Origin of the sequence: Salinimonas marina (assembly GCF_015644725.1) — a bacterium.
Taxonomy (GTDB): Bacteria; Pseudomonadota; Gammaproteobacteria; order Enterobacterales; family Alteromonadaceae; genus Alteromonas.
Genome location: NZ_CP064795.1, coordinates 1,724,125 through 1,738,771 on the forward strand (window position 1 = coordinate 1,724,125; position 14,647 = coordinate 1,738,771).

A 14,647-nucleotide genomic window follows, 5' to 3' on the forward strand; every position below is an offset into this window, starting at 1 on the left:
CCCTTCTGTGCAGCATTGCGCTGCACACACCCACTACAGAGAAAACCATCATGTTAACTTCACTTACGTTTACCGATCCCCAGGGTCAATCCTACACGGATGCCGTTGTTGCTGTTCAACAGGCAACCTATGACCACAGTTGGCGCGGCAATGAACACGAAAAATTCACGAACCCCTTTGATAAAGCTGGCTCAACTGGTAATGTGACGTCTTCGGATGATGCCAGTGAAAACATTACCCTTCGTATTTCATTTGTGTATTGGCCAACCCAGGCCGCTTACGATGCGAATAATCTCCCCTATCCCCTGGCTAATACCACCCCTGCAGCAAACTCTGAATACGAATTCCGTATCTTTGCTGATGAGTTAAGTAAGCCCAAATATACATCACTCACACTTGAGCAAAAATGTGAGCAGTACTTTACTGATGAAGTACTTCCTACCTTACAACCCTCTTAATGGACCTCCCCATGACTAATGAACAAAAAGCCGTGGCATTTGATGCCTATACTGCACTACAAGCCCAACTGAACAACGCTAACAATCAAATCCAGCAAACCATGCCTGTAATCCAGGCCGTGGCGCAAATGGTAGGCGCCACCGAAGGTACTAAACTGGAAGACTTGCCCAACATGCTAAAACAAAAGTTGGCGGAAAAACCGGCATAAATCCCCGTATACCGCGCCGGTGAAGCCGGCAGCGGTAGTTTAAGCCCTGAAAAACATCAATCTTACTTATCATACTAATTTATTAGTTTTCTACCCTATCTAGTTGATTCCTCGGAAATAAGCACCTCCTTTGCTTGCCACGCGATCCCCGACATAGTTTAATCATCGTGTTCTTGGTTACCCGCAAGAATCAACTTACCTGCCAATAAGTTGCCCCCTCAGATGAATACCGCAGAACTACCTCCGCACGAACGTCCACAAAAGCTCACCGACTGGGAAAACGAGCCATCGTTGACCCAGTTAAAACAAGACTACACTGACGCCAAGATAGAAGCCGATCACCAGATAGAGAAAATCGACCGCTGGGTAGACGCGCTACATATCAAAGGCTCAGCAAAGTTAGCTAAGCAAAAGGGCAGATCCAGTATCCAGCCCAAACTCATTCGTAAGCAGGCAGAATGGCGCTATTCATCCCTGTCTGAACCCTTCCTTTCTACCCCTGATGTGTTTAACGCCAGTCCGGTGACATATGAAGATAAGAAAGCAGCCGAGCAGAATGAACTTGTCCTTAACTATCAGTTCAACCACCACATCGACAAAATCAGTTTCATTGATTCCTATGTCCGAGCCGGTGTTGATGAAGGTACGGTCATTGTTCGTGTTGGCTGGGATTATGAAGAAGCCGAGGTGGAGAAAGAAGTTCCCGTTTTCTCCGAACGCCTATCCAGAGATCCCGCTTTCATGGCGCAGTTGCAACAACTGAGTCAACTCCAGCAAACCCACCCCCAGGAGTTTGCACAGCTACCTGAGGACATTCAACGTTCTGTTGTTCGTTCACTGGAAACTCAACAACCTGTTCAGGTTTTCCAGTCTGGTAGTGAACTTGTCACTGAAACTGTGGTTAAGCGTAATCATCCCACCGCCGAAGTCTGTGACTACAATGACGTAGTCATGGACCCCTCCGCCAAGGGTGATTTTAAGAAAGCGAAGTTTATCGGGTACACCTTTACTACTTCACTGGAAGAACTTAAATCCAGTGGCCTGTATACCAATTTAGACCAGATACAGTTAACGAAGAACAGCCCACTGGCTGATCCCGATTCGCATACCCCGGATAACACCAACTTCAATTTCAAAGATGAGCCTCGCAAGAAGTTTACTGCATTTGAATATTGGGGATTCTGGGACATTGATAGCTCAGGAAAAGTGAAGCCTATTGTGGCTACCTGGGCAGGGGAAACCCTGATTCGTTTAGAAGAAAATCCCTTCCCGGATGGTGAATTACCATTCGTGGTTGTGCCTTATCTTCCTGTTAAGAATTCACTATACGGAGAGCCAGACGGTGAATTAGTGAAAGACAACCAAGATGTTGTCGGTGCAGTCACCCGTGGCATGATTGACATACTTGGCTCAATGGCCAACGGTCAACGTGGTACACGCAAAGATGCACTTGATGCTATTAACCGCCGCCGGTTTGAACAAGGCCAAGATTACCAGTTCAATGGTAATGTCGATCCTCGCCAAGCCTTCCATGTTCAAACCTTCCCGGAGATTCCAAATTCTGCTCAGTTCATGTTTCAACAACAGAACATGGAAGCAGAGTCACTTACTGGTGTTAAAGCCTTTTCAGGCGGCCTTTCAGGTCAGGCACTGGGTGACACCGCTACCGGGATTCGAGGTGCATTAGACGCCGCTTCCAAGCGGGAACTTGGCATCTTACGCCGTCTGGCAGACGGTATAGTGAAGATAGGTCGTAAGTTCATTTCAATGAACGCAGAATTTTTGTCAGAAGAAGAAGTTATCCGTGTGACCAACGAGAAATTCGTAGCGGTAAAGCGGGATGACTTGGCTGGCAAGATAGATTTAAAACTCACCATTTCTACCGCCGAAGAAGACAATGCCAAAGCTCAGGAGCTGGCTTTCATGCTCCAGACCACAGGCCCATCTTCGGACCCGGCAGAGGTCAGAATGATTCGTGCTGAGATTGCCCGATTACGCAAGATGCCAGATTTAGCCAAGCGAATTGCGGAATACCAGCCACAACCTGATCCACTGGAACAACAGAAACAGCAACTTGAAATCCAAAAGCTGCAAATCGAACTGGCCGAGCTACAAAGCAAAGTAGGGGTAAACCAATCCACTGCTGAGCTGAATATGGCTAGGGCCGATGAGGTTTCCAGTAAAGCTGACCTGAACAACCTGGACTTCGTTGAACAAGAGTCCGGTGTCAAGCAGGAACGCGATATTCAAAAGCACGGTGAACAGGCCCGTTCTAATGCTCAACTTGAAGTGATTAAGAACGCACTGTCACCAAAAAAACCTAACTAAATTCCATTCGGTGCCTGGTTCCCGGGCACCTCCATAACCTCCCAATCTGTGCCATAGCGCCAGGACAATAAGGAAACACCCAAATGTCTAATGAAGTTGATAACGAGATCCGTGAAATCGAACTGAATCAAAAAGAAGCCAAGTCAATGGTTGATGATCGCAAAGCAGTACAGCGCCTGCTGTCAAACCGCGACTTCAAACGTGTTGTGACCTCTGGTTACTTTGAAAAAGAAGCAGTGCGATTGGTTCACCTGAAATCCGATGCCAATTGGCAGTCAGATGAAGCACAGAAAGTTATCGAAAACCAGATGACCGGTATCGGCACATTTCAACAGTATCTTGATGCTGTCGTCGCGCTGGGTGGCCATGCTGCCCAAGCTGTAGAAGATGCAGACGCTGCATTGGAAGACCTTCGTTCAAGTGACGAGGCGTAATCCATGGAAGATGTATTGAATATGTCCGATGAGCAGTTCGCTGAACTGCCTATGGAAATGCCAGAAGAACCTGGCACCGAAGAAGCTGAGTATGAGCAATCTGATCCTGAGCCTGGTAGCGACAGCGACCCAGGCGTAGAAGAAGATCATACCGGTGAGGAAGATACCGATCCTGTCTATGAAGAAGAAGCACCTCAGGAAGACGACACAGCCGAAGAAGACGACGAGCAGGGTGATGAGTCGAGTGACGACGAAGAAGCCTCTGACGTTGATTATAAGGCCGCGTATGAACGCCTTACTGCACCGTTTAAAGCCAACGGTAAGGATATGCAGGTTGAATCTGTGGATGATGCGATTGCATTGATGCAGATGGGTGCGAACTACAACAAAAAGATGGCAGCCTTAAAACCCAACCTCAAACTTATGAAGATGTTGGACAACAATGGTGTGCTTTCAGAAGATAAGTTATCTTTCTTCATAGATCTGGAGCAGAAGAACCCAGACGCCATTAAAAAACTCATCCGGGAAAGTGGAGTTGATCTTTACGACGTGGATGAGAACCAGGCTGACTATAAGCCAAACACTTACACTGTTGACGACAGCGAGCTAGAACTAGATTCAGTCCTTGAGGAGATCAGGGGAACAGATACCTACGAATCGACACTCGATGTAGTAAGCAATAAGTGGGACACGGCCAGCCGCAGAACTATCGCAGACAACCCTCATATTCTGAAACTAATCAATGAGCAAATGGGCAATGGCCTGTTTGAGCAAATTACGACAGAGATTGAGCGTGACAAAATGCTTGGGCGGTTATCAGGCGTATCTGATATCGAAGCATACCGTCAAGTAGGTGACCGACTTTATAACGCCGGCAAGTTCAACCAGAACACCGCGACATCTCCAACACAAAGCAACGGGTCTACGCCAGCAACAAGCAAGAAGACTGTAGCAAATGCAAAGCGCAAACGTGCAGCCGCAACTCCCCGCTCATCTTCCGCTTCATCTAACCCCTCCTCATTTAGTCCCCTAAACTTGTCCGACGAACAGTTTGAAAAAGAGTTCTCGGAGAAGTTCCTATAACCCATAGGCCCCTCTAATGTCTCAAATGTATAAAGATCCTGCTGGCGGAACAAATTCCACTATCGGTCCCCAGTTACGCACTGACTTCTACCAAAAGAAAGCTCTAATTGAAGCAGTAAAAGAAGAATATTTTGGTCAGTTAGCTTCTTCTAAGCACATGCCTAAGAACATGGGTAAAACCATGAAGCTGTTCCATTACCTGCCGTTGCTTGATGACCGCAACATTAACGACCAGGGTATTGATGCCGGCGGTGCAACTATTGCTGACGGTAATCTGTATGGGTCTTCTAAGGACGTTGGTACCATCAACTCTAAGATCCCACTGTTGTCAGAAACCGGTGGCCGAGTAAACCGCGTTGGTTTCAAGCGTCTGACTATCGAAGGTAAAATCGAGAAACTTGGTTTCTTTGATGAGTACACTCAAGAGTCACTGGACTTCGATACTGACGCTGAACTGATGACTCACGTTAACCGTGAAATGGTTGTTGGTGCAGACCAGCTTACCGAAGCCATGTTACAGACTGACATTATCGAATCAGCCGGTACCATTAAGTATGCTGGCGCCGCCACCTCTAACGGTACTGTTGCCCCTGCTGACCAAGTAACGTATGACGACTTGATCAAGTTAGGCATCGACCTGGATAACAACCGTACACCTAAGCAAACCAAAATCATCACTGGTACTCGTATCGTCGATACACATGTAATCAGCGGTGGTCGCGTAATGTACGTAGCCTCTGAGCTTGTACCTACACTTATGGCCCTTAAGGACTACCACAACGAAAAAGCGTTTGTTGAAGTTAAGCACTACGCGGCTTCTGGTAAGACTTTACGTGGTGAAGTTGGTGCAATCGCTGGCTTCCGAGTTGTAGTTCCTCTGGAGATGCAACGCTGGGAAGGTGCCGGTGCAGTGGCTGACGCTTCTGTATATGGTACTGGCGGTAATGTTGATGTATTCCCAATGTTGGTTGTTGGTGACGAATCATTCGCTACCATTGGTTTCCAGACTGACGGTAAGACCGTGAAGTTTAAGATCATCCACAAGAAGCCAGGCGAAGAAACAGCCGACCGTACTGACCCGTATGGTGAGACTGGCTTCATGGCCATCAAGTGGTACTACGGTTACCTGCCACTGCGTCCAGAGCGTATTGCGGTACTGAAAACTGCTGCTAAAGCCTAACCCCCTCCTAGCCCCTTATCTCTAAGGGGCTTTCCCTTTCCTCCTTATTTTGAGCTACAACTATGTCCAATACAGAATTAGATAATTTGAAGCGTGAAGCTGAATCAATGGGTGTTGAGTTTCATCCTTCGATTGGTCTTGAGAAACTTCAAGCAAAGATTAACGACCACCTGAAAGCCACCGCCAGTGGAACCAAACCGGATGCTTCACCAAAGGCAGAGGCCAAAGGCCCAACCCGTGAAGAACAAATCAAAGCTGCATCACGCCTGGTACGGGTAAACATCTCGTGCATGAACCCTACAAAGGGTGAGTGGGATGGTGAGATCATCACTGCCGGGAACGCGGTAGTCGGTACGTTCCGTAAGTTTGTGAAATTTAACACCGATGAGGGTTACCACATTCCTCACATCATATTTGAGCAACTGAAAGACCGTAAATTCCAGACGTTCTACAACGAACGTACTAAAAACGGTGTCACTAAGCGTGCCTCTCGCCGTGTACCTGAGTTTAATATTCAGGAGTTACCTGCATTAACTCAAGCCGAGTTAGATGAGTTGGCCAAAAGCCAAGCGGCACGGGGTTAAGTAGATGAGCCTTGAAGTAGATTCGTTAACAGAAGGACAAGTAGACGGTTCAGGTGTCTTTGATGTTTTGATGCAAAGCGTCAAAGGCCATTTGGCCCAAGAATACAAACTCAATCGCCTTAATGGGGAAGACTACGCCCGGGTGTACTCCAACCTAACTGCTACGGTTCTACAGCAAGCTGTTCAGTTCATGTTGTCTGAGCCTCAATCCAAGGCCCAGGTAGCACTGTTGGAAGCACAACGTGATCAGGTACAAACTCAATCGGAGTTGATTGCGGTACAACGTGCTAATGCCGTCATTGAAGGACAGAACCTTAGTAAACAAGGTATCCTACTTGACAAACAGGCACTAACCTCTGATGGAGAACTGGCGCGACTTACCGCCCAGACTGCACAGATTACCCAGCAGACTGCAAACCTGAAACTGGAAGCGGGTAACATTCCACTTCAAGGCTCTATCCTTACTGCTCAAAAATCACAGACCGATGCTCAAACCGTGGTGATTGGCAAGAACGCCACAATGGTTGACCAACAGATCGTCAACTTAGGTTCTGAGAACAATAACTTACTTACCCAAAATGCGGTACTTACCAAACAGGTAACCAAGTTAGAAGCCGATGCTTCTTTGATTGGTGCCCAGATTACCTCTGCGACGAAGAAAGATGCACTGACTGGACAGCAAACTGCCAACCTTGCTGCCGAGGCATTACTGATTCCTAAGCAAGGGGTTAACCTGGATAAGCAAGCATTGTTACTGGATGAGCAAGTATTGAATGCAGCGAAACAACGCGCTCAGGTCGATGCACAGATATCTCTATCTACCCAACAGGAACTGAAAGTCACCAGTGACATTGCAGTGAATGATGCCGGGATTGCGAAGACGACCAAAGAAACAGAGGTGTTGGAGCAACGCAAGTTAACCGAAGAAGCACAAATCAGCGATACGATTGGTGCCCTACCGGTAACCGGTATCCTGGGCAAACAGCGTGAGTTATATGGCGCACAGATAGAAGGGTATAAGCGAGATGCTGAACAGAAAGTACTGAAAACAGTATCTGACGTTTGGGCAGTAATGCGAACCACTGATAACGGGGAAGACCCGGTAAAAGCCGGCTTTACCGAAGCGACTATGACCGCGGTTGTTAATAAAGCGAAATCCGGCATCGGGGCGTAGCCCCAGCGCCGGTCATTATTAAGGAGTAAGGGAGGGCATTGGCCCTCCTTTTTTATTATGGCTTACGATGTATCTGCAAGTAGTAGTGTCGTGCATTTGTACGAAGATATCCCTGATCCAGTCAGCGAATCAATTATACGTTCCGTATTAAAGGGTAATCGCCCAATATCAGGGCTTCGGGACAAGGCAATCAATGGCGTTAACTGGAGAATGGCTGCGTTTTACCAATATGGCCGTGACCACTATACGCTGGGTTTGGCGGATGAGTTAGCGACTATATACCTCACCAGGTCAGAGACAGTGGAGGGAGTCCTGGCCACACTTGAAACAGACCCTGTCACCATCGAACGGATCTCCTTAAAAGGGGCCGAACCATACCTGTTTGTCGAAGGTCACTTGGTTAAAACCCATGGCTATAACCGCTGGACAAATACGGTGACTTCCTTACCCGGCGCCACTAAAACACAGTGGGTCACCAATCTGAGCCAATTCACCAGTGCGTGTGAAGCCAGTTTGGATACCGCTACTGAGGCACTGAGAACAGGGATTCCCACGGATAGGACAGAAAGTAGTAGTGTAACCTACAAAGAAAAACCAGCCACAAAGGTAACCGAATATACCATCAGGGTTACGAAGACTACGCGCTTCACCCCATATGAAAAGACCTTTAACTACTTTGTGGATTACGCCCGTAACCCTGAAAAGGTAAACATTCACGAATTCATTATCACGCTCGAAGGTCGCCAGGAACTGACCGGACGGGGCACAGGTATAATCCAATACCAAGCAACTGCACATACACACTATGTATTAGAAGATGGAAGCAAGACCCCAACCACGGTTGAGATTCTACCTGCCGTAACCAAAACTACCGGTGTCCTGCGTTACAGTGAGGTGAACATTCACACCTACACAGATGTTTTCCTGCCTGTGTTTAACCCTAGCTCTGTATATACGGTGGCTACGTATTACACGACCGACGATAAAGGTAAGAAGTCCCCTAAATACTTTATCGGAGTGACCCGATCACCTGCGGCGTTACCTGAGGACCACTACGACATTGATCTAATACAAGAGCAGGTAACGGTCGGGGCAAGTGTAGATAATAAGTATTATCCAATGGTACCGTTAATTAAAGACGGTAAGAACATGTTCTCACCAGACAATGTTGGCTCAGGATTGTACGAAACCAGTATAGAGCTGATGCGTAAACTGGATCTGGATGCCCTGACTATCAGTGATGCTATCCAGTCAAGCCCTGATATTGATAGTGTAGATGAAGCCTACTTCATGTTGGCAATACCCATCCGTGAAAAATCCCCCGCTGCATCCAGGTACTTCCATACCTATTTAAGGGAGTTGTACGAGGAGATGGATCACCTACACCAGGTTCCTGTATCCCCTGTAACAAACGACTTTATTTATGAGGACAGAAGATACAACTTACAGGCTATCGGTCCCAGTGAAGATAAACTGACCATGAGGATATGGGCAGATGGGTTAGGGCGACGGTTAGTAACAGGTAGGATAGGGAAACCAGGTACTGCAATATCGCAGATAGACGTTACAGGCGATATTGATAAGTTCTTCACACGAATGCAAATAAGCGAAGATACTTACGAAGAATGTATGCTACAGAATCCCTACCATGAAAGTTACATCTATGCGGATGGCCGAATAAAGACCACGCTGCGTGATGTGATCGAAGACTTAGATAATTCTAATTTTGTGGTTCCGGTACGTCACGATCTGGTGTCTGCTATGCCTGCCTTCCTCCGGCAAGAATTGCACTATATGGCACCCATGATTATCTGCCACGCTTATGAGAAGCGTAAGTTGAAATGGTATGAGTCAACCATTTTCAAATCACTGTTGATCATTGTCTCTATTGTAGTGGCTGTATACACAGGTATGGATATATACAGTACTTTCATTGTCGCCCTTACAGCAACCGGCAGTGTACTTTTAGCTACCGTCATTGTGATGGCGTTGGTTATTGAGCAATATCTAATAGCACTGGCCATCGGTTATTTGGTAGATTTGGTGGGCGTGGAGGCTGCATTTGTTGCCGCTGTTGCTATGGTTGTGGCCAGTTTTTACGGCGGTACGGGAATGCTGGAGAATTACAGTCCCGCCGATATGTTGCGTATGTCTACAACCACCACGAATGCGATAAGTACTAACATTCAAAAAGACATGCTAGAATTCCAGGCAGAGGTTACCGCCTTCCAAGAGGAAGCGGAAAGCCTTATGGATGAGTTAGAACAAAAGCAGAAGTTACTGCAAAATGATGATCTAATTGATCCGTTTACCTTCGTTGATAACACCCCCTTCAACGATTTCAAAGAATCCCCCTCCGACTATTATCGACGACAATTGAATACGAACATTGCGCCCTTAGCTTATGCAAGTATCGAGTATTTCGTTGATGCCAGTCTCATCCTCCCCAAATCTTCTATTTAGAGGTTTCTATGTCAATTCCTAGTACTAACCCGTTTCAACCTATTAACTGGGGCCAGTCCATTCAGAATGGCCTAAGCCAAGGTGTAGGGTTCCAATCACCTCAAGTAGCATTCCCAGGAATGCCTGACACTGACTACGGTAATCTGAGTTTAGGTACCACCGCTGGCTCACCTACGGGTCAGTTCCAACCTACCACGATGAATAAGTTACTTGGCTATACTGACCCCACCAATGACGTTCAATACGGTGGCATGGCTATGCCGGCCATCAGCGCAGCGTCAGGACTGGCCCAATCCTGGTTAGGTTTCCAACAACTTGGTTTGGCCAAAGACCAATTTGGCTTCCAGAAGCAGGCGTTTAACGACCAATACAATCAACAAACCCAGCAGTACAACACGATGATTGCTGACCGGGCCAATGCACGTTTGGGGTATTCTGATGAAGATGCCGCCAACTACGTGGCCAATAACAGCTTAAAAGGGCGTGGCTAATGGCAAACCCAATCACATGGAAAAACGTAGGTATGCCCAGTTTCTCCGGGGCAAATTACCTGGCGGCGAACGCCGGACAGACTATCACAGGCGGTATGGATCGACTGGCACAAGTGGCAGGCTCTATTGAAGCCCAGCGTGCTAAAGAGTTCCAGGCTACTAAAGATGCCGCCACCAATCAGTTCCTGACACAAATCCAGGATTTCAACCAACCTGGGCAACTTGCCGGATTTGAACAACAGCTCCGTACCCAATTAGGTGGTATGGGTGCTGGTGAAGTGGATGCAGCTAAGGTTAATGCAGCACTACAAGGTCGATTGGGACAACGAGCCAACAACCTGATCACCTCCGGCCAATTTGATGAAGCTGAGCAATTCATTGGACAGGTGGGTATCAACGATAAGTCCGGACTGAATACTAACTTAGCTTCTGGGCGCCAGGCCCAGGCCGACGCCCAGGCTGCTGCCAAATTGAAGCAGGATAAAGAAAGGGCAATTGGCCTGTATAACGCAGCACTGAATGGCTCAAAGAATCGTTATGAAGTGCAAGGTAAAGTCACCCGTGCGCTTGAAAAAGCGAATATCAGTGCTCCGGTGGCGAAAGAGTATATCGGTCGGTCCGTGGATGATTTTGACAAACTCAATACGTTATCTACAGAAGATGAGGCAGGATACAGCCGTGTTGCAGACAACTTAAAGACGGTGGCAACACGGGAAATTGAAACCCTGCAGAGTGACCCTGCTGCCATTAAAGCCCGAACCGCTCAAGAAGAATGGGATGGGTATGCGCTTGATGATAGCGGTACTCAGTATGGGTCGTTTGAAACCTATGCTCAGATGGACCAGGCAAAGGGTGACTCTTGGGGTCGATTCTTCACTGACGAAGTAAGTGAAGGTTCCGTGATGATTCAGGAGACACTGAATGAACTGGCTCAAGGTCGAGGGCCAGGAAAAGATGGTAGCAGTAAGGCACTTTGGAAAAAGATCGGAACGGCGATTGCCGATGGTAGTATTCCAGAGTCCTACATTGAAAGTGCGAAAATCAAGGCGTACAACAAGTCCCGGGAATCAGATCCAGGTGACGTTGATATGAACCGCTTTAAGTTAAACTTCCAGGATCAACTGCGTGAGCTGGGCTTAAAGTGGCAGCAGTACAATGCAGGTAACACTGTAAGAAAAAATAACGAAGCTAAGATCCGCGAAAGGGAAGCAAGGCTCTTTGAGGACTTAGAATACGCCCGTAAAGCCACACGCGACAACGCATCCGCCCACCGTTTAGCATCATTCCGATAAAGCACTAAACGTGTGATCACTTTTATGGTTTAATACAAGAGGTACGCAACGTACCTCTTTTTATCCCACGAAAAACACCTCCCCCTTCCTTTTTCCTTCCGAGAAAAATTGTATGTCCAATCCAATGGGTCAGGACCTGACCACGAAAAAAACTCGACGTATCGAGGATAAACTTAGAAGAATGACCGGACAGAATGCAGCATTAGAGCGTTTTGCTCCGATACCTGAACCTGCGCCTGTCAGCCAACCCGCACCTACCAGTGCCTTTGAAGCGTATCAACGCATTAAAGCCGCACGTACAACCCCACCGCCTGTACCACAAAGCAGCCGATTACCGGAACAAGCTCAGATGAGTATGGCCGGTGAGAACATGGCACCTGCCGTCAATGAAGTAGACCATTTCAAATCCCTATTGGCAGATTCTCGTCGGGCACAGGCCGAACGGCAGGACGGTAACTGGGTATCTGATCACGAACTGAATACCACTAAAGGCCGGGCCATCCAGCTTGCTAACCGTGGTTTGAACTCGTTCCCGGCTCTGGCCGCAAAAGTCGCCACTATTCCGACAGACTCTGAGGCTTCACGCCTGTTAAGTGCCATGACGGATGAGCAACGTACTGTAATGAACAAAGTGCTGCAAGGTGATGAGCTGACTGACAAAGAACAGCAGATTGCCAGCGGCGATAAGGTCGATATCTCCCGCTTCACGCCTGGCGCCAAACACAGCTTGTCTCCTGGCTACCTGGCGGCTGGCGACCGTTCCGATTACGCCATTGAAAAGTCTCCACTGGAAGTTCTGAAACTGATTCAGGATAACGCCAAAACCAGTGAAAGCATTGACGACACCTTAAATGGTGACGACACGTTCTTAAACCGTGGCTTCAATACTTATAAGCGTGATGAGGTTACCCGTAAGATTGGTTACCTATGGGAAGACCGCAAACACGAACTGGACTTTGATAAGGGTCTTACTGACATCGACAATGCCGGGGTCATTGCCTCCATACTGATGGATGGCATCAGCATCGGTATTGATAACCCACAAGCCATGCTCGAATACTTTGCCGAAGACCTGGCTGAAACTACCTTGGCCGGCAGTGCAGTTGGTGTAGGTATAAGCGCCTTAGTTAACACTAACGAAATCCTATCTGATGACCTTAGTAAGTCCCTCAAAGAAGGTACCCTTCAATCTGATGAAGTACGTCTACGTCGCTTGAGAGAAGCACTGTTGGCATCTGGAGCTGATGCAGTAAGTGATGGTGTACTGGCTTCGGTATCTGGTGTGAAAAAGGCAACAAAGGCAGTAGCTAACGCCGGTAGCAATAAACGCAAAGGTAGATCTCAAGCCGAGGCAGAGTTTAAAAACAAACTTAAAAATGAAGCAGGTACCGGTAATGAGAGCAAGCAGACAACGTCAACTCAGTCAACGCCGAACACTGCATCTACAAAAGCAGACAAGCCACAGACCAAGAAGGGTAACACGGTACTTAACGCTGCCGGAAACGTCCTCAAGCCTGTCGGAAAAGTTGCTGGAACCACGGCCCTAGAAGGGGTCACCGAAGGCTTACAAACCAACGTAGAGGACGATACGTTTAATGACTTCGACCTGGAACGTGATGGTGAGAAAACCCTACAAGGTGCTGTCATCGGCATGGGGGCAGCGGGTGTACCGGCCGCAGGCGGAACGGTTCTTAAAGGTGCTGCATCGGTTGCAACCAGTGGTGGTAAATATGCACAAGAAGCCGCTAAGCAGAAACACCTCCAAAAATTGGAGTCAGATAAGTTAGCCTCCGATGAAAAGGCTAAAGTAGGCCGGGAAGTAGATGTTGCTTCAGAGACTAAGAATTATACAGACTTAGTAAAGAAATCAACTGGTTCAGTGGAATCTGACGAAAAATTAGACATTGAGGAAGTATTCAGTAATATCGCCGCCCGCCAAAGCGAAGCACTTAAAAAAGGCCAGAGAACGAAGTCGTCTACTGACCTGAATGAAGCCAATCGAATGACAGCAGCTTTTGCTGGAACCGTCACTGAATTAGCCAAGCGCGAAGATGAAATTGTCTCCTTGCTTGAGAAGAATGCTGATGGGTCCGACAAGAGTGTGAACCTGACTGATGACCAGGTTGCTGAGTTGAAAGGCGAAGGTGTACTGGTCCGTAAGGGACTTGCTGCGGCAATGAAGCATAACGACAGCATGATCCGCAACAGCGAAAAGACCGTGAAGGGTATCAAAGCGCTGGATAAGGTGAAAAACGCTACCAAGCGGGATGCCAAGTTTGAAGAAAATGCACAAGCAATTTTCGATGCAGATGCGATATCACCGAATACCATTACCGAAGAACAGATGATCGAACTCTTACAATCAGACCATTGGACACCAGAGGAACGCGCACGTATCAATCGTAGCGTTAACTCTAAACGTGCCGTGAAGTCGAGTGAGAAATCCTCCGGTAAATCCTCTGCAGTGGTTAGCAAAGAAGTCTTCCAGGGCCGAGCTAAAGGTACCTATGGTAAGAATGACAAAGGTACACTGGGTATTCGCCAATATCGTGAAATGGTCGGCTTGGCTCTTCAATCTGGTAACACTACTGTTGCCAACTCTACTCGTAATAAACTCAAAGCCTTTGCGGATCGTCAGCGCCAAAAAGCAGATGCTTTTAAACTGGCTTATGCGCCTTATGCACGCCGTGGAAAGAACGGCAATTACGAACTGGATATCCAGCCTAATGAACAAGCTGCTGCGGATTTCATTCGTGAAAACTACCTAACTAAAGGGGGCAAAGGCCCAGGTTACAGTATCAGTAAAAACAGCGGATCTACTGTATTGGATATTGCCAATGAAGCCGAAGCACTAGAAGCGGTATTGGCCGAAGTAGATGGGCTACTGGCTACCGCCCTGAAAGCGCTCAGGCTGCGCCTGCCGCGCCAGTAACACCAACCCCTGCTAATGA

General features: G+C 47.7%; 12 protein-coding genes. All 12 read left to right on the forward strand.

Annotated elements, in window-relative coordinates:
- Nucleotides 1–50: 50 nt before the first annotated feature.
- The 12 genes from IT774_RS07655 to IT774_RS07710 all read left to right on the forward strand — a co-directional run bounded on the left by IT774_RS07655 (nucleotide 51) and on the right by IT774_RS07710 (nucleotide 14,628).
- Complete coding sequence (locus IT774_RS07655) at nucleotides 51–458, forward strand: hypothetical protein (protein WP_195812042.1); 408 nt, start codon at nucleotides 51–53, stop codon at nucleotides 456–458.
- A gap of 11 nt (nucleotides 459–469) precedes the next feature.
- Nucleotides 470–667 (forward strand): hypothetical protein, encoded by a 198-nt coding sequence (locus IT774_RS07660; RefSeq protein WP_195812043.1) that lies wholly within the window; start codon nucleotides 470–472, stop codon nucleotides 665–667.
- Nucleotides 668–889: 222 nt separating this feature from the next.
- Entirely contained in the window at nucleotides 890–2,995 is a 2,106-nt protein-coding gene (locus tag IT774_RS07665) for a portal protein (protein ID WP_195812044.1), read from the forward strand.
- Between the two features lie 83 nt (nucleotides 2,996–3,078).
- Nucleotides 3,079–3,429 (forward strand): hypothetical protein, encoded by a 351-nt coding sequence (locus tag IT774_RS07670; RefSeq protein WP_195812045.1) that lies wholly within the window; start codon nucleotides 3,079–3,081, stop codon nucleotides 3,427–3,429.
- 3 nt (nucleotides 3,430–3,432) lie between these two features.
- Nucleotides 3,433–4,512, forward strand: coding sequence for a hypothetical protein (locus tag IT774_RS07675; protein ID WP_195812046.1), 1,080 nt, complete (start codon nucleotides 3,433–3,435; stop codon nucleotides 4,510–4,512).
- 16 nt (nucleotides 4,513–4,528) lie between these two features.
- Nucleotides 4,529–5,692 (forward strand): N4-gp56 family major capsid protein, encoded by a 1,164-nt coding sequence (locus tag IT774_RS07680; RefSeq protein WP_195812047.1) that lies wholly within the window; start codon nucleotides 4,529–4,531, stop codon nucleotides 5,690–5,692.
- A gap of 62 nt (nucleotides 5,693–5,754) precedes the next feature.
- Nucleotides 5,755–6,276, forward strand: a complete 522-nt coding sequence (locus IT774_RS07685; protein WP_195812048.1) for a hypothetical protein — start codon at nucleotides 5,755–5,757, stop codon at nucleotides 6,274–6,276.
- A gap of 4 nt (nucleotides 6,277–6,280) precedes the next feature.
- Nucleotides 6,281–7,450, forward strand: a complete 1,170-nt coding sequence (locus IT774_RS07690) for a hypothetical protein (protein WP_195812049.1) — start codon at nucleotides 6,281–6,283, stop codon at nucleotides 7,448–7,450.
- Nucleotides 7,451–7,540: 90 nt separating this feature from the next.
- Nucleotides 7,541–9,913: a hypothetical protein gene (locus IT774_RS07695; RefSeq protein WP_195812050.1), complete on the forward strand. Its 2,373-nt coding sequence runs from the start codon at nucleotides 7,541–7,543 to the stop codon at nucleotides 9,911–9,913.
- A 119-nt stretch (nucleotides 9,914–10,032) separates the two neighbouring features.
- A complete protein-coding gene (locus tag IT774_RS07700) occupies nucleotides 10,033–10,404 on the forward strand; it encodes a hypothetical protein (protein ID WP_195812051.1) in 372 nt (123 codons plus the stop codon).
- Nucleotides 10,404–11,696 carry a hypothetical protein gene (locus IT774_RS07705; protein ID WP_195812052.1) on the forward strand — a complete coding sequence of 431 codons (1,293 nt, stop codon included), beginning with the start codon at nucleotides 10,404–10,406 and terminating at the stop codon, nucleotides 11,694–11,696. The genes IT774_RS07700 and IT774_RS07705 overlap by 1 nt, the downstream gene beginning before the upstream one ends.
- 112 nt (nucleotides 11,697–11,808) lie before the next feature.
- Nucleotides 11,809–14,628, forward strand: coding sequence for a hypothetical protein (locus IT774_RS07710; RefSeq protein WP_195812053.1), 2,820 nt, complete (start codon nucleotides 11,809–11,811; stop codon nucleotides 14,626–14,628).
- Nucleotides 14,629–14,647: the final 19 nt, after the last annotated feature.